Below are 18,766 nucleotides of genomic sequence, written 5' to 3' on the forward strand. Positions count from 1 at the left end.
TTTTAGTCTGCCATAAACACATAAGAACAGTACTTTCAGACTATTAAGTATAATATCTGTATTAATTCATCTACTCGGTTACTCGGTGTTTGCTATTCGATCTACATTCTGATTTCTATTCTCCTCTCTCCCACTCTACATAGTTCCGGGTCGACGCTCTTCTTGCTCTTATAAAATCACTTCTTTGAGTTGCGATTTTTTCTATGCTCGTTTAGGGCGTCCATCCAAATCGTAAGCAGTTCGGCAAAATGTTTAGTCTCTATGAACGACTCTAACTCCTCACCAGTGTCAATACCCGCTTCCAGTTGCGCCTCAACGTATGAATTATAGATTCGGGTATCATCTTTTCTTATTTCGGAGCTGTATAAATTTCCAGTACCATCTGATACTTCCTCTTTCCCAGATACCACTCGTTGTATCCTGTCTAAGATTACGTCCTTCGCGAGGTCCGATAGAATCTCGATCTCTAAAAATTCTTCTACCAACAATAAGTGATCAGGCAAGCGGATTCGCAGCTTATCCGCTTTATCATCAAAAACAATTTCGTAAGGGATCATAGGGATCCTCCTAGATTATGGTCCAAATATAAAGCTGTTTGATTGAATCAAGCGGCTTCGCTAAATTACGTTAATCGGAATTCCCCTCAAGGTCAATGATTTAAGAGTGTAGTACATCAATTTTTGCAGAAATATTGCTTCTTAGTATTGGCAATGTTTTGGTTAGAAAGTCGTCCTTTTTTTCAGTGAAACCAATACAATGATCGTACTCCTCTGTCTCATCAACAGTTACATAATATTCTTCTTGAAAGAGAACGTTGGAATATTGTTCAAAACGATTCCCCTTTTTCAGTGTTACACATCGAAAGAGAAAATCGATTCCAATGGCTTTTTTTATGTCTTGTTTCTCATTGGCGTAAAACCATATTAATTTTGGGGGAGTGTTATTTGGACCATCCCAATGGGGAATAGATTCTTCCCAAGGCAATACCCAATTGGAATTGGTGAATATTTGCCTTTTAAGAATAAAATCCTTATCAGACTCATGAATGAAATCAATATTTCTTTCATAGAAGGAAAACAATAATCGTTCGTCTTCGCGAAGAAAGCATTTTAAAATATCAGCAATTCCATCGATCGATTCGTTATGCGCTAGTAGTCCATAGCCTGGTTTAAATTGTACCTGCATTTCTTTCATCCCCTAATCAACATCGAAATTATAGTATCTCCTGCCGTTTTACCTGTTTGAGGGTCACTATACTGGAATTGCTGGCTCTTTTTGTATTTCCACTCTAATAAAATGCTCTCTAATTTTTTCCCGGTTGAAAACCTTGTTCTCCTTAACTGAAACACCCACTTTTCATCAAAACGGAGCTTGTCCATCCGATGCCGAAACCAGATCAGAATGCACTGCTGTTCCCCTCGGGAATCCGCTCGTCTTTGCTCGCTTAGTCATCCTCTGTTATTCGATACATTCTTCTTCTTTCCTTTTGACATATAAGAAAGCCGGTTGCACCCTTAGCCTGGTGACAACCGACTTTTTTATGTCATAAACGCTTTCCCTTTGTCATTTCGAGTTTTTCTGGCCCTACCCTATCTCGGTCTTGTTGCTTTTTCGAGACATTGCAAGATAATAGGCATACTCAATCGGCCGTCGGTGGACGATCGCGGTTAAACGGTCGTGATCAAAGTCCTCGTAAGTGTTTTGATGATCGGACACTCGTTTTTGGATGGTGTCGTACCAGAATAAGTTTTATGTTCCACCAGCTCCAATATGGCTTTAAACTTGTTCAATCGTTCAATGTTCTCATCAATTTCACGGATCTTTGCGGTTGCAAAATGGTACATTTCTTCGATAGGAAAATAGTCTTCTGTCTTGTAAATGGACAAGTGCTTCTTGGCTTGCTTTATGCCCAAATAAACTCTATCATAGATAAGTGAAGTCCATTATAAGAGGTGTCTTATGAAATTTTCACAAGCAACCGACTACGCTCTCCATGCGATGTTATATCTCATGGCTGAAACGCCAGACAAACCTGTGAGTGTTCAGATTCTAGCCGAGAAACTGGGTGTTTCCCAGACCTATCTTTCAAAAATGCTGACCAAACTGGTTAAAGCAGGGCTTATCACCTCCGTATCAGGCGCGAATGGCGGATACCGACTCAAACGCAACCGAGACGAGATTTCCTTTCTGGATGTTATCCATGCGATCGAAGGAACATCTTCTCTATTTGAATGCAGCTTTAATCATGGCAGCGAGTGCCTGATTCAGCAGGTGGTAATTGACGCCGAGCGGCAAATGGAGCAGGCCCTGAAAAACAAAAAAATTTCTGACCTGGTTAAACAGTTGAAAGGCTAGCAAAGATGCATATTACTTGTCCATGACAGAGCGTAAAGCGATTTGGTTCTTACACAGCCGATAATCGCTCCCACTACACACGCGGAAGATGCTGTCCTGCACAAAAAGGCAGCCAAAAATGGCCGCCTTGTCTATCGTTCGGTTTAGGATCGCTTTCGATTGTGTACCTTTTCAATCATCGTTTATTTCATCTGCGTGTACCATAAAGCCGCCTTCTCGACCTCGGATTGGGTCAAGCGGTGGCCAAAGCTTTCCCAATGAATCTCGACAACGGCACCAGCGAGTTCCAAGCTTTCGGCCAATTCCTTCGTCTCTTCCGGTTTGCAAATCGGGTCGTTTGTACCTGCTCCGATAAAGACCGGAGTACCCGACAAATCGGGCAACTCGATTCCGCGCCGAGGAACCATGGGATGAAATAAAATGGCGCCCTTTAATGCAGCTGCGTAGTGATAAAGAAGACTGCCCGCGATGTTTGCCCCGTTGGAATACCCCACGGCAATCACATGGTCGCGGTCGAAACCGTAGTTGCGCGCAGCTTCATCGAGAAAATCGTACAGCTCCTTCGTCCGGAAAACAAGGTCCTGTTCATCGAAAATCCCTTCAGCGATTCTTCGAAAAAATCGCGGCATCCCATTCTCCATTACATTTCCCCGCACCCCCAAAATCGAGGCGGTATCGTCAATCATTCCGGCTACCGGCAATAAGTCCGTCTCATCGCCTCCTGTGCCGTGCAACAAAAGCAGCGTCGGCTTGCTTGCATCTTTTCCCTCTTGAAAAATATGCTTCATGCTTGTTCCTCCTTCACTTCCCGCACGGCAATCGGCATGAGAAGATCTTCGATGATGCCCCGTTTTGGCTCGAGCCATTCAGGCAGCATGAGCTGTGCTCCCATGATGTCGGCCGGCTCGTCGCGATCAAAGCCAGGCGGGTCCGTCGCGATTTCGAACAGCAAGCCCCCTGTTTCACGGAAATAGATCGCGTTGAAATATTGGCGATCCACAATTTTGGTAGGGGAAAAACCGTGCTTCGCTACATGTTTTTGCCATTCTTGATGCTCCTCGAAATCCTTGGCCCGCCAGGCAATGTGGTGAACGGTACCTACCCCCATCTGGCCTTGGGGAATGTCTGTCAGTTTGATATCGATGACATTGCCAAGATCGCCTTTGGCCCGAAATCTTACGTAATCCCCTTCCTCGCCGACTTTCTCCAGGCCCATGACCCGCTCAAGCAAATCCGCGGTTTGCTGAGGAGCTGCACTGTACAGGATCGCGCCCCCAAACCCCTTGATCGCTTCTTGCTTCCGGATGCCATTGAATTCCCACTGGCTTTCGGGGCCTTCTTTGCGAGCGACAATCTCCAGCAAAAGACCATGAGGATCCGTAAACTGAAGGTAATCCTCACCGAATCGCTGTTCTCTTTTGACAGCAATATGAAAGGCAGAGAGCCGTTTTTCCCAGAAATCCAAGGCGTTCTCGGGAACAACGAAGGTCGTCACGCCGACTTGACCGGTGCCGATCTGTCCCGGGTAGGCTTCCGGCCAGGGAAAGAACGTCATAATGGTTCCCGGATGACCTCCCTTGTTTCCAAAATACAAATGATAGGTTCCGGGATCATCAAAATTTACCGTCTTTTTGACTAAGCGCAAGCCCAGAATACCTGCGTAAAAATCCACGTTTTCTTGCGGGTTTCCCACGATTGCAGTGATATGGTGAATACCTGCTGTTGTTTGATTGCCCATTGGTAAAACTCCTTTCAGATGAATTCATCACCAGTATTTCTCACACCATTCATCCATATATCTCGATTTTGAGATAATTGTTTAAAAAATGATTGGGCTTATAAAGATCGGCCCATGTTTGGAAAAGAACCAGGTTTTCTTTCCTAAGCGAGAAATATCTTGATTTTATATATTTTTAATTTGAGATTATTTTAAACCGAATTAGGCTGCTTGTCAAATCTTACATCCACTTTTACCTGTGTGAAAATCTTTGTTCTGTCAGCAGGTTGTGGGCCTAAAAAGTGCTTATGGCCCAGTCAATTGCTTTCAAACGAAGATTCAACCGGTTCCAGAGCCAAAACCGATTTGCAAGTAAGCAAAAGTGGCTATCGTGGATGGTCTCAATTGCAAGAGCAACCCCTGATAGCCATTTTTCCATGCGGCAGTTTTCAAGTCTGATTAGCGATGTGGAATTCTTCAAGCAAGAGTTCTTCTGTTTGCGGGATCGAGAGGCCGAGGTGCCAGCACCCTCCCCCTGTTAATTTGTATTCTTTAATCAAACGGTATTTTGCCAGGAGACTGCGGGGATCCTCGAACCATACCTCGTGGAGCGCACCCTGCTCATCTACATAACGGAACCATGGCGAAGAAGCTGCTTCGTCGTAATGAATCTGGCTTTCTTTGGTCATATAGATTTCGATGGCTCGCTGTACGGAATAAGCCGTCCCTTTTTTCGTGTCTCCCGATATCGTCCAGTCATATGCATAATTGGGCACACCAAGCATCAATTTGGAACGCGGGACGACGGATACGGCATAATCCAAAGTTGCCCGTACCCTGTTTATTGGCGCAATCGGGCCGGACGGGCCTCCGGGCCAATGCCAATCATAGGTCATCAGGAAGATTTTATCGACGTATTTGCCAAGTGTTTTATAATCGTATGCCGCTGCATAGGAAGGATTTTTGTCTCCCTCCAAAGGCGGGACGGCGATGAGAACTTCCATATTCGAAGGGTGAAGTTTATTGGCCAATTCCTTTATAAATTTATTCAGGTAGCGACGATCTTTTGGATACACTCGTTCAAAATCGATGATAACCCCTTTGTAATGATTGTAGTGTAAAAGAGAGTGGATGTTGTTGATCAATTTTTTACGCAGCTTGTCTGTACTCATCAATCGATGAGTAAGATCCGGATCGAAGCCCTTTGGACTGAGGTTCGTAATTGTTGCATAAGGCGGCTTGTTTTTCTTCCATGCCAGTTTCGCATGATTGTCCTGCTGAACGTTTGGTTCAGCTTGCAAATTCCCTTCATAGTCCGGCCGATACTCAAAAATGAACACACTTGAAATCGTTTTTTGATAATAGTTTAGAATCCATTCGTTGAAGTTTTTATTTTTCGGTATAAGAAACGGCCCTGTCCATAGCGTTGTTTTTGGCGGACGAGGGATTTGTAATTTCTGTCCCGGGACAAGAACCGCATTTTTCAAATGATTGCTTTTCATTAACACTTCTTCGGTAAGGGAATGACGCTTGGCAATCTCCCAGAGGCTATCGCCGGGTTGAACAATATAAGTCGATCCCGGAAGCAAAAGCGCCTGTCCAAGCACAAGACGGGCATTTCTCGCCAATCCGTTTAGCCTGGTAATCTCTCTCGCAGCCACTTTGTATTGCTGACTGATCTTGGTCAAGCTATCTCCATATCGCACTTCATGAATTACCTGTGCATGACCGGTTACTGGCATTGCAAACAGACAGATGATTACCCCTACGGTGATGAAAAAATGTTTGATCATGTTGTTGATTCCCCCGCTTTTCCCTTAAATAAGCAGTTATACACCTTTAATATTGGCGTAACGGATTTCTTTAATCTGGGAAGATGAGGGAATGATTGCCTGCCGATAAATGAGCCTCATCCCAGCCGTAATCCTGAGATGCAAGAGTTCTGTTTTGTTGTGATGAGCGCTCTCCTTGCCAAAAGAGCTCTGATTGGGTACAATTCCCAAAAGGAAACGCATCGGAGGAATACGCATGCACCCAAAGAAAGTCCCCCGTTAAGACCGTGGCCCTCCATTCATGTGCTCGTATCAACCCATCACAAAACAAAGGGAGATGCACGGAAATGAACATGAATGGACCTGTTGCCATTTCGAGAAGGGAAAGACTTCAAATCTGCGTGGAAATTGCTGCGAGACTGCATGAGGTTTTCGGAGAAAAAATCGCAGCGATCGGGGTCTACGGCTCGGTTTCCCGAGGGACAGACGGCCCTTTTTCGGATATTGAGATGTTTTGCGTGCTGAAGGAGTCAAGTGAACCAGTGGACTACAGCTATGAATGGTCGACAGGACCGTGGAAAGCTGAAGTTAATGTCTTGAGTGCGGATGTGCTGTTAAAAAACGCTTCTACAGTAGAAGGTCAATGGCCTTTGACCCATGGACCCTTCTTTTCCCCGCTCAGTCTGTATGATCCTGATGGTTTTTTTTCGACCCTCAGAAAAGCGGCTGAATCGCCGGCCAGGGAAGACTTCAAAAATGCAATCAATGAAGTCCTCGTTGGTGAAATGTGCGAATTCATTGGAAAGCTTAGAAATGCAAGTCGAAACGGGCCGCATACGTATTTGCCCTATTTGGCCATGCAATTTGCCGAATCCGGGGCCATGCTGATCGGCTTGCACAATCAAAGGCTTTTCTCGACGGGCTCTATGGTGCTTCCCGAATCGCTGCAACTGCCAAATCGTCCTGCAGGGTTCGACGATGTAGCCAGGTTGGTTATGTCCGGGGATTTGGCGGAACCAGCGAAGGTCGTTTCGGTGTGTGAAGCTTTCTGGAGCGGCCTTGTAGACTGGGCAGGTGAACACGGCTATGTATTGATTTCGAAGCGAATTCCTTTTTGAAATGGCAAATTGCCAATGCCAGTACGGCTGATTCGTGGATGAGATGGTGTTGTAGCGGCTCCATTTTGCACGTATCAATCATGGACCGAAACGATAAGACAGGCAGCATTGCGCCGCCTGTCTTTTTCATGCCTGCTCTTATTTCACACCTACAGCATCATAAGCAGCTATTACCGACCGTACTTGATCGGAATTCGCCCCGAACAGGTCGGTTGCCGCCTGGATCGCGGCACGGCGCATCGCCGAGAAGTTGGAATATGGAGTCAGGTAGTATGTCAGTGCGTGGTAGTAGATTTTAGCCGTATCCGTACGTCCGATGCCTTGGACGGTTACGCCGTAGTGGGTGCCGCCTTCCGCGAGCAGGTAGGCAGCCTTGTTGTTGATTCCGCTGTTGATGTGTACGCCGCCGTTGTCCTGGGAGCCTGTGTAGCGCTTGCTGTAATGGTCAGGGTCGCCGTACAGCGTCGGGTCCTCCAGGGAGCGAAGCGCGTCTCCCGGAGTTCCTGGGGTGTAAATATCCTCTCCCATCTGCCAATCATCGTCGTCGACCATAGCTCCAAAAATATCCGACATCGATTCATTCAGTGCCCCTGATTCATTTTGATAAATCAAGCCGGCTGTCCGTTCCGTAACGGCGTGTGTCAGCTCATGGGCTACGACATCAAGACCGCCCGAAAGAGAGATAAAGGTTCTGCCGTCACCATCGCCATACACCATTTGGGAACCGTTCCAGAAGGCATTGTTGTAATTGCGGGAGTAATGCACCGTTGAGCGAATTTTCGAGCCATTCCCGTCGAAGCTGTTGCGTCCGTGAGCATCTCTGAAGTAATCATAGGTTCGCTGAGCGTAAGCGTGGGCATCAACAGCCGCTCCATCTGTCCAGTGATTGTCACTGTCAGACATCAGCGTGCCAGGCAGGCTGGTTGCATTGCGGGCTGTGTAGGTTTCGATGCCGCTTCCTCTCGTCGTATCCCTCATGACATAGCTGGTGCTGCTTTGTCTTGTCGTCTCAAAGCTTTTTTCGTCTCCCAATACCCCTACGCCAGTGCCTGTCACCGTATCAATCGTGTTGTACTTGTTGATGATGTCCCCTGTGTGCGCGTCAACAAAGTACATCCAGCGGCCTGGCTCCGGCTCCAGGAAGTTAAACTCTATGGCATATGCCAAATAAGTTTCTCCATCGTGCACATAAATGTACTGTTCCGGCTGAGGCTCGACTTCGAACTCCTCTACTTCTCCCACTTCGTCCTCAAGGTCGGCCAGTGCCTTTTTCAGCGCCTTTTCTTCGTTGAGCTTTGCTTTTCTGCTCAGTTTTTTGTTTTCTTTCACATTCGGAACGAACTGTCCGAGAAACGACGTCACATTGCCATCTTCATCAACGTGAACGGTTTGCTGGTATCCGTAAATCGGAATGCCATTGTACATTTCCTGCAGACGGTAGTGGCGCGTATTCGTCTCCTCGTTTTCCACTTCTTCCAGCAGTTTGAAGTGCTCCTGGACATCTCCCTTGATCTGAAAATCCTTCTGATACGACTCCAAAAACGACCAGATCAGATCTTCTCCCTCCAAGCCGTCTGCTTCGAACGGTTCCGCGATGAATTCAGGTGTTTCAAACTCCTCGTGGTACTGAACGCCAGACGATTTAGCCATGGCGGACCAAGGGTGAGCCAGAGGAACTGCAGTCATGGTGGACAGGGCGACGGTCAACGCAAAGCCTTTTTTCCATACAGACTTTTTCATGTGAACATCTTACCTCCCAATAATTATAATATTTGGTAAAATTACACTATTCTTTATATTGGCCTTTCCCCTAAAAAATTCCTTTCCGATAGCAATATTTTTTATCGACATATTCTGCCTTATCGACAGCGGAAAATTCCCGGCCCGACACGCCTGATTCCCGCCTCCTTTTGAACATAAAAAAACGCCGGATTACACCGGCGCCAAGAAATTGCACGATTTTTCCCGAGAATTGTCGTCCATTCTCCTGCATTTCTCCACTTTTGCAATCATATAAATGCGGTGGCGTTCCGCGGCAAGTTTTGCACGCGCTTTAGATAATCCGTGACGCGCCGGTCTTCTTCAAGAGGGTATTCAAATTTCAAATGCCTCGCTACATCCTGGGCAGTTCTGCGGAACAAGGCCCCCATCGTGAACAGAGATCTCCAGACGCCCTCATAGGTACCGTTCTCGTATGTGGACATGAGCTCCTGCCAGGTTTTCTCGGACAGATATGTATCCAGGTATTTGCCGTTCTTGCCGACGCTGACTGAAAAATCAGTCTGGATACCGACTTGCCATTCCAGCATCTTGATCAGCATCGGTCTGACGAATTGGTTCAGGTGATCCTGGGCAAATAAAAATTCCTTTCTCCACAGCCCTTTGGCCACATACGTTGAAACCCACCAAAACTCATTGCAGCAGTCGTAAAAATACGCGGCTGACGGACGCTTTACCCAATAGTCTTCATCAGTGGGAGGCAGGACTTTGGGGAAGCAGTTGTCTTTGTCCATCAATACCATCATCAGCTTGTCTTCTTTGCAGTATTCGTCCTTCTCATCCAGTGGAATCAAAGTCAAATCGATCCGGTTCCCGTCCGTGAACAGCATCAGGTAAGAGAAACGCCTGCCCAACTCGGGTGGGAACATGGCCATGGCTTCAGGAGTCTGCATGATGATGCGCTCTCCGAACATATCGACCCAACCGGGATTTTGCAGAAAGGAATCCATTTCCGTGACATGAAAGCTGATGTCGTAGTCCTGAAAAAAATCCCTGGGGACGTTCGGGTTGGTTCTGGAGCCTTCCAACGTAACGACGCGAACACGTTCATCGTCCGCTGCAACTTTTAGAATGAAGTCCATCATTTCTTTTTCGGTTCTCATATTCGCTGCACCCTCCGTATTCTATGTGTTATTCGTAATGATTAGAATACGGGCTGGCGGCCCGCGAATACGAAAAGCATAAGGAAAAGTCAGACGGTAGTGTTACAATTTATCCAACATTTTTTTCACGATCAATAATTCCTCCTCGGAATGAATGTTCTCTTCTTGATCCTTTTATTATAAATGGTGATCTGCATCCGATACAATGAGCAGCCTCGGCTTCCATAATAGACACGATCCAGACTGTAAAAACGGCGAGACACCGGAAAGCAACGAAAATGCCGCTTCTATATAGAGAATAAAGCGGCATTTTTGTGTCCGTATGAGAAAGTCAATTCACAGCATTTTGTTTGAGATAACGTCTCTGCCAGACCATGGTTGTAAGCAATGTCAACACCAATAGAACGAGACCAAGCATGAACGGATATGTGATTTGAATGTCATACAGTGTGCCGGCAAGTGTAGGCCCAAGCACATTCCCGATGCTCATATAGGCGTTGTTCATCCCCATGGCGAACCCTTGTTCATCGCCCGCCAGCTTGGAAATGAGTGTATTTAAAACAGGACGAAGGATGGAGGTCGCAAGGAAGATCAACAGGGTAATGCCAAAAAACAGCGAATAGCTGGTTGCAAATAGGGAAAGGAGGAAACCGATCGCGGCTACTCCCAAAAAGATATTCAAGACGGTCCCTTCCCCAAAACGACGAACGACACGGTCGACGATGAAGAGCTGTACGATGACGCTGACGATACCGGTAGTTGTAACCATCAAGGCGATTTCTTGCGGTGTTGCGCCGTACTGATTGTCGACATAAAGTCCAAGGACAGACTCATAGGCCATCAACCCGAAGCTCATTACAAGCGTAATGACAAGCGGTATGAAGAATGGCATCTTCACGGAACGGAATATTTTTCTGATCATGGATTCATCGTCTTTGACCGCCCCTCTATCCCCCGAGGCGAGCTTGGCAGCACTTTCCTTCAGAACAGCAACGGAAAAAATGACGGCAACAAGCGATACGACGGCCGAGATGAGAAAGGGAGTCTTCAATCCATAATCCGCCAAAAATCCGCCGATCCCGGGTCCAATGACGATGCCCAGCGACATGGCAGCAGAGACGAGACTGTTGCCTTTTGCCCGTTGATCCAGAGTAGTAATGTCTGCGATGTAGGCAAAAATGGCCGGAATCAGCAGTGCCGCGCCTATGCCTCCGATAACGCGAGAAGCGTAAAGCCACCAAATCGAATCAAAACCGTAAAAAACGAACATGGAGAGCGTTAAGCCCGCTAGTCCATAAATGATCATTTTTCTTCGGCCATATTGATCAGCCCACTTCCCGGCGATCGGTGAAAAAACGAGCTGGGAGCCTGCAAAAATGGCGATCATCAGTCCTGCTGCAGTTCCGCCTTGATTGATCGACGCCAAATAGGCTGGCAAGATTGGAATGATGATGCCAAAGCTTCCAATCGCAATAAACATATTGATCATTAAAATGACCATCTTTTTTCGTTGATCTGCTGTCATCATGTATCCTCTCTTTCAGTAGCTGTCCGGATTTACGTAGTGAGAAAGCCGGTTTGCCTGTGCTGGATTGTGCTTCCGAGAAAACCGATTAGTTGGAGATACAGTAGCTTTGATCATCTACCCCTTTTTATATACGCAAAACCGTTTCATTCAGCAGGCTGCGGAGAATATCCAGTGCCGTCTCTGTTTGCTTGCGATCTGTGTTCAGCAGGCGAAAGGCCTCGTTTACTCTGGATTTATAATTGGGCGGCGCAATTTCTAAAGAGTCCACGAGATCTGCTGCCTCCATTTCATGTGGACCATACACTTCATTTAACGCAAACAATACTTGGTGCAAACAGGTAATGACTCGATAGCAATGGCCTGCCGTGTAGGAGAAGTCTTTTTTTGAAACGCTTTTGGCCGCTGCCTGCAGGGAATAGGACGCCTCCCACAAAAACCTTTCGATGATGAATTGCTTGAGTGCCGAAGGATACGGTTTGGTCCTTTCCTTCAGTACAGCCAGTTTGCCGCTTCGATCCCAAATGATTTCGCCAAGGGAGATTTCCCCCAGATAGATGACGTTGGTAAAACAGTGAGGATGGCCGATTTGATATTCAATGTTTACGATTCCCTGGTTGCACTCGTCAATGACATCAGAAAGCTTGCGTACATCTCTGAATAGAAATTTCACTGGGGATTGCTGTACGGAAACCGTAACTCCTAGGTTCATCCAGGGTCTCCACTCTCCCATCGATGTAAGCAGAAACTTTCCCTCCACATCATCCATCGTTGTTGCTAATTTGAAAATCTCATGAACAGCCATACCAGATTGACTGTCATAATAAATCACAAAAGTCGTACCGGAGCTTTGAGGCTGGTTCCCTCTCGCGTTTGCGCCGCCCAGCACGATTCCTTCTGTGCCAGGTACACCCTGAAGCCGTTCAACAACGTCTTCAATGAACAATTGTTCAGTCATATTGATCTCCTTTTTAGGAAGATTCAATTTCAAACTCCATTGGCCAGGTGAACGGAAAAAGGAGTTGCAGTGGCAACTCCTTCAAGTAACCTTTACAAATGAATAGCCAGTCGTATTCGTGCAAATCATCACGGTCCAGAATCAAACAAAAGCCAAGCTGAAGATCGTAGGCAGTTAAAAAAACTTGTCCTTTCCTGCGTTTCTATCAAGTCCAATCGACATAGAAATGTGGATCATTCGTGACTGAGGCTTTTGCTTACTTGACGAAGCACGTCCACGGCAGCACGCAAGCAATCAAGATCATGTTCTTCCCCTATCTTGTTTGCCCAAACCGCATGTTGCTCTTGTGTATAATCAAGAGCTTTTCTTCCCTCTGGAGTCATGGCCATCAGCTTGGAACGACGGTGGTGCGGGTTCTCGAGAAACTCGATCAACCCCTCCTTTTCCAAGGAATTGGCAGTTTGCTGTACACTTTGACGGGTCAATCCCATAATACGGGCGACATGAGCGACGGTTATCGGCCCATGTTCGACTACCCCAAGTATCTGCCAACGAGCACTGCTAAGGCCTACAGGCTGGGTCAGGCGATCTCCTGCCTCCAGCAAGCGGCCATTCAGGCGAAAGACTTCTAGGACAAGTTCGGTGAAAGCTTTTCCATTCGGGTTCAATTTGGTCATGTCAGTATTATTCCATTATGACAGGTTCTTGTCAATATGAGATGAAACTAATAGAAAAGAAGACTGCCTCATTATGTGTGATGCCCCCCTTGAAGCAAGCAGGCTGAACAAAATTACCTTTGCTGTGGGGAGAGCCATCATTGCGACAATGAGGCAGTCTGCGTTTTACTCAATTTCAAATTGCTCTTCCTGAGCAGTGTCTTGTGCCGAAGGATCGCTGTTTTCCACGGATTCTCCAAAACGCAGCGGCGCCCTGATTTCCACGAACGGAGCATCATTGGTCTCCTGAGTCGGACTCATTTCACTCGGAACTCCGATACTGCGCATAGCTTCCGGAAATTCTCTCTCTGGTGCCATAGACGCTTACACCTCCCATACAGCGTACTTTGTTTCTTCCTGAGTAGGATGCCCCTAAATGATTATTGAGGCACTTCTTCCATGACCTTATTGTTTCTCCGGAAGAAAAATCCGTTGTATTTGTTCAAGCCGTAGACAGCATTTGCCGCGGTACAAGCAACGACGTGGGGGCTCGTTTGCAAAGGATGCGCAAATGAAGACCGTTGCATCAACCTCCGAAGCTGATTGGCGGTCACCCCTTTTTTGGCCAGGGCTTCATCAAATTCTTTTTGAGCAGCCTGCTTGGCCTTGAACAGCATCATCTGAACGCGGCTATAAACGTTGATCGCTCCATCACCCGTCGTTTCGATGGGGAGAAAAATGGCGTCCGGGTATTTTTCCGTGATCAACGATTGCACCCCGTCAGAAACGCCGGAAGACGGCATGCAGCCAAACGGCTTGACCGAAATGGTCATGTTTACCTTCCGCTTCTTCACGTTGAGAATCAGCTTGCCTACTTCCATATGCCCTTCTCCGCCGCGGAGATGATTGTTGTAGTGGTCATGGGCAACGCGGGCAACCTCGTCCATGTCGGGCAGGTGATAATCATGGAGGCCGATCGCTTTGGCATAGGTCTGGAACATGACGCGCAGGACCCGGTCTGCAACCCAAAGCATCCGCAGGCGCTTGACGGGGTTCTTTCCTTCCAGTCCGTAACGCCCGGCATCTTCTCCCCGGAGCTTCATCCGCTTCATCGTATCGTAGCGCCCTTCCCAGATCAGATACAGCACCCAGGCTGTCAGCGATTGGACATCCACTTCAGCCCCTTCCTTTTCGAGAAAACGCTGGAGCTGATAATTTCCGTCTCCTTCGGTTGTCATCGCCCAAAATTCTCCGATAATGCTCACTTTCGGCTTGACACGCGTACGGTCTACCTGAATGCTCTCCAGTTCTTTTCGGCATTTGATCAACGCGGGAATCAGCCATTTTCGGTCACGCAAGGCATCATACAGGATCTTTTTGCAGCGCTCCATGACGGCATCGGTCGCGCCGGCTTCTACCTCGTAAGGGCGGATGCGGTAAGCCAGCGCGTTCAAAATATCCCCCAGCAAAAACGCTTTTACAAAGCTGATAAAGAACGAGGAATCCAGTTTCAGCGCGGATTCCCCGCCGGTTGCCTGTTTTAGGCCGCTCTGCTGCTGGAACAACAGCACGCGGAATCCGTCAAACCCGGCATCGCGGAGCGCTTTGCGGTATTCCGTGACATACGTGCCGAACCGGCACGGCCCGCAAGAACCGCTCGTCACGAACAGATAATTCCGGACGATTTCTTCTTTTGATTTGCCTTCCACATCTCGCAAATGAGTCAGGTATTTGATGAGATTCCCTACGGTGAAATACGTCGGATTGCACTGGCCGCGGTTGCCGAACTCCTTGCCGAAGCGCAGCGACTCATTATCCGGACAATCCATGTGCCGAACCGTGTAGCCGAGGCCCGCCAAAGCTCCTTCCACCAAATAGTCATGAGCCATGGTCAGTCCGCCGAATAGGATGGTCGTGCTTGCTTTATCCTTTGCCAAAAACTGACGGGGAACCGGATCAAACCACTGTGCTTTTTGTTCCTGCTGCAGCCCGAGTGCCAGAGCCTGCTCTTCCTGATAGCGAAGCAATTCATTTTCCAGAGAGTCTTTGGCCGCGGGTGTTTCCTTCGTCGTTGACATCTGATGTTCGCCTCTTTCCTGTGGAAATCGTATTCTAGTTGCCTGCTTGCGAGAGGTTCTTCTCTTCATAGGATGTCTCTTTCGTCTGCAAACCAAGCAGTTCCAGCCGTTTTTTCTCCAAACGCTGCTGAAGCTCCGCTTTTTTCCGGGCCAAATCCTCCAGGCGTTCTTCATGCAGGCTCAGGCTGTGGGCATACGTTTTCACCCGAATCTTGATGGACCCGCTCGGTTTGTTCGCATCGATATCGTGCAAGGCGGAGTATGGAGTGCCCGCCGTCGAAATGATCGAGTCAATCAAGCCGTAGGTCGGCGCATCGTGCCCGCACTTGAAGCTGGACAGGTCCAATACGGCCACATTGGGGTGACGGGCGGCAAATTTGGCTGCCCACACCTTTTGCACGCTGTTGGAACTGAAGTTCTCTGGCCATACATCGCTTACTTCGAGCGCGTGCTGCACACGTCCGCTTTCCAGATCGGATCGGAAAAAGCGGCGCAGCCATTCTTCGTCCTTGGGGATCGAGCGCATGGAGAGAATGGGATAGCCCAGCACCTGGAATTCTTCCAATACAGAGTGATTGAGGCCGGGATCGGAATGGTAGGGACGGCCGATCATCAAAATGGCAAGGCGATTTTCCTTTTCCACCTGCTCCAGGATCATTTTTCCCCGCTCCTGCATCTCGGCGTCGAAAATATTCATCGCCCGCCCGCCCTGCTCCACGGCAAAATCGCTTTCGTCCTCCGTGATTTGCAGACAGTCCTGAAACGCCTCGAACAACTGCTTTTTCATCATGTGCCGCTCCGTAAACGTAACGGCCGGATCGAGATAAGCCACCCCTTTTGTCTCAAAGAAATTTACCTCTTTCGTAAAGGCGGCCTTGATCACGTTTGGCGCTCCCGCCACGATGGGACAGCTCGATGAATCCATCACATTTTGCAGATGGGTCGGGATATGAGTAATGCACGGAAAGAAGATATAGTCGAGCGGCTTTCGCTCATGGTGCTTGAACAATAAATTGTGGATATGCGCCTGTGCCACTTTCGACGGGTAACAGGGGTCGATCGAGCCGTATTTGCCCCCCTCCTGCCACATTTCCTCGCTCGTAAAGTCGCTGAAAACAATATTGTTCTTGTCGATGCCAAGCGTCTCGAAATAGGTCCGCCAGAAAGGTGCGGTCGACCAGATATTGAGAACGCGGGGAATCCCGATGCGAATCTGTTTTCGTCTCTCCGCCGTTTCCATCGATGATCGCTGGAAAGCTCGGCGGTATGCCGTTTTGCGCAAGCCCCCCAGACAGAGCCATGTGCGTTTGAGATGGACATCTTCTACGGTTGTATCGGTATCCGGCATAGGCTCTGGATCGTAGAAGTGCTGGTACATGCGCTGCGCCTCGTATTCCACCAGATTCGGAAAGTGCTTTTTCAGTTCTTGCCGCTTCCGGGTCAGCTGGATGACGGCTTCCTTGTCTTCCACCGTTCCTTTTTCGCAGCTGAATCCCGAAATATAGCGGGCGGTTTGCCCGTCCGGCGTCTGCGAGTCGATGAACGTTCGGCTGCAATGGTTGGGACAAAAATTGCAGCGGGTGGATTCGTCGTTTCGGGAGATATAGTGCAAATTGATCGCGGCATCCAGCCCCAAAAACGTGGAATACCCCCGTCGTTTCACCACGCGCAACGTTTCCATCGCTGCACCGATCGCTCCCGCTTCTCCCGGGTGGGGATTCACGTAAACTTCCGCATCAGGGACGCGCTGCTTGATGTAATCGACCTGTGCCTTGACGGCAGCGAGGTTGTACTGCGTGCCGCCTTGGAGCACAAACTTGCGTCCCAGCTCTGCCATACGCGGAATCTGAACCACGTACTGCCAGACGTTTTTCGGCAACACAAGCGCGAGACCGGCAAGCAATTCTTCTTTCGAATAGCCTTCCTTCTGAAAGTTGACACGGTCGGCATCCAAAAATACGGCGCAGCCATACGAATATTTGGGCGAGAGATCCGCCTTGAAAGCTGTTTCCGCATACTCTTGAACCGGTATGCCGAATTGATCTGCCATTGCCTGCAGGAGCATCCCGTTTCCTGCGGAGCATTGGTTTGAGAGTCTGAAGTTGCGGATGTCCCCGTTTTTCAAAAAGAGCACCTTAATATCCTGACCGCCGATATCGCAGATCACATCGATATCGCCAAACTCGTGCACAGCGCTCATCATATGGGCGACGGTTTCGACAATGTTGACATCCGCCTTGAGCGTTTTTTCCAGGACATCCGCTGCGTATCCTGTGGCGCCGAATCCGATAATCTCAAGCTCGGCTCCCTGCGACCTTACTCTGTCGTCGATGCGCTTTAACATTTCTTTGGTGTCTTCCAGCGGATTGCCTTTGGACAACTGGTACTCCTTCAGCAAAATCGTGCCGTTTTCATCTACGAGCACGGCTTTGGAGGAAGTCGAACCCCCGTCCAGGCCGATGACGGCTCGCACCTTTTGACCCGGTTCAAACGAAGCTGGCGTAAAGCGCGGAATACTGTACAACCGGCGGAACTCTTCCAATTCGTCCGCACTTTTTACGAGCGGCGGACCCGCATTTTCGCCCAATTTCGCCTTGCGTCCGTGCGCAATGAATTCCTTCAGGCCTTCCAGCCCGGTATATGTCCCGACGTCTGCCGGTTCGTGCATGCCGTACATGACAGCTCCATACGCTGCGTAGTACTGTGAATTTTCCGGTACGAAGATTAATTCGTCTATCGGCATGTCTTTGGGATAATCGTAGCCCCGCTCTTCCCAAGTCGCAGGAATGCGCTTTCGCCAGCATTCTTGCAGGAAAGGCAGGTATGTATTGGGACCTCCGAGCAAAAGCACGCGATGGCGCAGCGTATTGCCCCGGGTAAGAACAGACAGGTTTTGCATCACGATGGCATCCGCGAGAGAACACATGATCTCCGCCGAGGGAATGCCGCTTTTCACCAGATTCACGATGTCTGTTTCCGCAAAGACTCCGCACTTGGCAGCGACATGGTGCAATTTGCTGTCGTCAAAGTGAAGCTTGCCTACCTCCTCCATCGGCATCCCTACTTTAATCATGCACTTGTCGATGGTTGCTCCGGTGCCTGATGCACACTTGTCATTCATCGAAGTCAGCGCCTGCTTGTCCCCTGTTTCCTCATTGGCCTTGAAAATAATGATTTTTGCATCCTGGCCGCCAAGCTCGATGACACTGCCCACGTCAGGGTGAAGCTGCTCCACTGCCATCGTGACTGCATTCACTTCCTGGACAAACTTGGCCCCGATGTGCTCCACAATAGGGCCGCCCCCCGAGCCAGTCACGAAAACGCGAATCTTATCCTGGTTTACATGGGCAAACTCATTCCCAATGGTGATCAAAAACTCCAGGACCTTTTCGGCTTGCTTCGTATGATGGCGCTGATAGTCTGACCATAGGATTTCTTTGTTTTTCGGGTTCACAACAGTCGCTTTGACGGTGGTTGAACCGACGTCAATCCCGATGATTAAGGAGTCCAAGTCTTCACTTTGCTGTTCCATGGAAATGCACCTCGCTCCACTTTATACATTCATTATCTTTTGGATAAAGATAGCAATATATACATAGTGGAAATGTTAAATTCCAATTCTTTGTCTTGATGGGACGGATTGAAGCAAAACAGGAGAGGTTGCCTTTTTACAAGGAATTGGAAGATCGAGTAGGAGGGGGCGAC

At 48.4% G+C, this 18,766-nt stretch carries 15 protein-coding genes; 2 read left to right on the forward strand and 13 right to left on the reverse strand.

Annotation, left to right across the window (positions count from 1 at the left end; all coding sequences use genetic code 11):
• Positions 1–176: 176 nt before the first annotated feature.
• Positions 177–557, reverse strand: a complete 381-nt coding sequence (locus EDM54_RS25580) for a hypothetical protein (RefSeq protein WP_031933607.1) — start codon at positions 555–557, stop codon at positions 177–179.
• A gap of 100 nt (positions 558–657) precedes the next feature.
• Positions 658–1,185, reverse strand: coding sequence for a hypothetical protein (locus EDM54_RS25585; protein WP_122959080.1), 528 nt, complete (start codon positions 1,183–1,185; stop codon positions 658–660).
• A 774-nt stretch (positions 1,186–1,959) separates the two neighbouring features.
• Between EDM54_RS25585 and EDM54_RS25595 the strand changes: the two genes are divergently transcribed.
• Positions 1,960–2,355: an RrF2 family transcriptional regulator gene (locus tag EDM54_RS25595; protein ID WP_003390388.1), complete on the forward strand. Its 396-nt coding sequence runs from the start codon at positions 1,960–1,962 to the stop codon at positions 2,353–2,355.
• Positions 2,356–2,537: 182 nt separating this feature from the next.
• On the opposite strand, the gene EDM54_RS25600 is transcribed toward EDM54_RS25595, so the two are convergent.
• The 3 genes from EDM54_RS25600 to EDM54_RS25610 form a co-directional block, all read right to left on the reverse strand.
• Positions 2,538–3,143, reverse strand: coding sequence for an alpha/beta hydrolase (locus tag EDM54_RS25600; protein ID WP_031933001.1), 606 nt, complete (start codon positions 3,141–3,143; stop codon positions 2,538–2,540).
• Positions 3,140–4,093: a ring-cleaving dioxygenase gene (locus tag EDM54_RS25605; RefSeq protein ID WP_003390386.1), complete on the reverse strand. Its 954-nt coding sequence runs from the start codon at positions 4,091–4,093 to the stop codon at positions 3,140–3,142. Before EDM54_RS25605 ends, EDM54_RS25600 begins: the two co-directional genes overlap by 4 nt.
• 428 nt (positions 4,094–4,521) lie before the next feature.
• Positions 4,522–5,679 carry a glycoside hydrolase family 18 protein gene (locus EDM54_RS25610; RefSeq protein ID WP_412679383.1) on the reverse strand — a complete coding sequence of 386 codons (1,158 nt, stop codon included), beginning with the start codon at positions 5,677–5,679 and terminating at the stop codon, positions 4,522–4,524.
• Between the two features lie 512 nt (positions 5,680–6,191).
• On the opposite strand from EDM54_RS25610, the gene EDM54_RS25620 reads away from it, so the two are divergent.
• Positions 6,192–6,962: an ANT(4')-I family aminoglycoside nucleotidyltransferase gene (locus tag EDM54_RS25620; protein WP_122959076.1), complete on the forward strand. Its 771-nt coding sequence runs from the start codon at positions 6,192–6,194 to the stop codon at positions 6,960–6,962.
• 138 nt (positions 6,963–7,100) lie between these two features.
• Here the strand turns inward: EDM54_RS25620 and EDM54_RS25625 are convergent, their stop codons facing one another.
• From EDM54_RS25625 to EDM54_RS25665, 8 genes are all read right to left on the reverse strand, one after another.
• Positions 7,101–8,702 carry a M4 family metallopeptidase gene (locus tag EDM54_RS25625; protein ID WP_122959077.1) on the reverse strand — a complete coding sequence of 534 codons (1,602 nt, stop codon included), beginning with the start codon at positions 8,700–8,702 and terminating at the stop codon, positions 7,101–7,103.
• Positions 8,703–8,971: 269 nt separating this feature from the next.
• Positions 8,972–9,844: an aminoglycoside 6-adenylyltransferase gene (locus EDM54_RS25635; RefSeq protein WP_024984672.1), complete on the reverse strand. Its 873-nt coding sequence runs from the start codon at positions 9,842–9,844 to the stop codon at positions 8,972–8,974.
• Between the two features lie 331 nt (positions 9,845–10,175).
• Entirely contained in the window at positions 10,176–11,369 is a 1,194-nt protein-coding gene (locus EDM54_RS25640; RefSeq protein ID WP_003390380.1) for an MFS transporter, read from the reverse strand.
• A gap of 127 nt (positions 11,370–11,496) precedes the next feature.
• Entirely contained in the window at positions 11,497–12,327 is an 831-nt protein-coding gene (locus tag EDM54_RS25645) for a DUF4037 domain-containing protein (protein ID WP_122959078.1), read from the reverse strand.
• A gap of 233 nt (positions 12,328–12,560) precedes the next feature.
• Positions 12,561–13,004 (reverse strand): MarR family winged helix-turn-helix transcriptional regulator, encoded by a 444-nt coding sequence (locus EDM54_RS25650; RefSeq protein WP_003390378.1) that lies wholly within the window; start codon positions 13,002–13,004, stop codon positions 12,561–12,563.
• Positions 13,005–13,169: 165 nt separating this feature from the next.
• A complete protein-coding gene (locus tag EDM54_RS25655; RefSeq protein WP_003390376.1) occupies positions 13,170–13,361 on the reverse strand; it encodes a hypothetical protein in 192 nt (63 codons plus the stop codon).
• A gap of 62 nt (positions 13,362–13,423) precedes the next feature.
• Positions 13,424–15,061 carry a 2-hydroxyglutaryl-CoA dehydratase gene (locus EDM54_RS25660; RefSeq protein ID WP_024984676.1) on the reverse strand — a complete coding sequence of 546 codons (1,638 nt, stop codon included), beginning with the start codon at positions 15,059–15,061 and terminating at the stop codon, positions 13,424–13,426.
• A 34-nt stretch (positions 15,062–15,095) separates the two neighbouring features.
• Positions 15,096–18,593 (reverse strand): BadF/BadG/BcrA/BcrD ATPase family protein, encoded by a 3,498-nt coding sequence (locus EDM54_RS25665; protein ID WP_122959079.1) that lies wholly within the window; start codon positions 18,591–18,593, stop codon positions 15,096–15,098.
• Positions 18,594–18,766: the final 173 nt, after the last annotated feature.

Origin of the sequence: Brevibacillus borstelensis (genome assembly GCF_003710865.1) — a bacterium.
In the GTDB taxonomy this organism is placed as follows: Bacteria; Bacillota; Bacilli; order Brevibacillales; family Brevibacillaceae; genus Brevibacillus; species Brevibacillus borstelensis.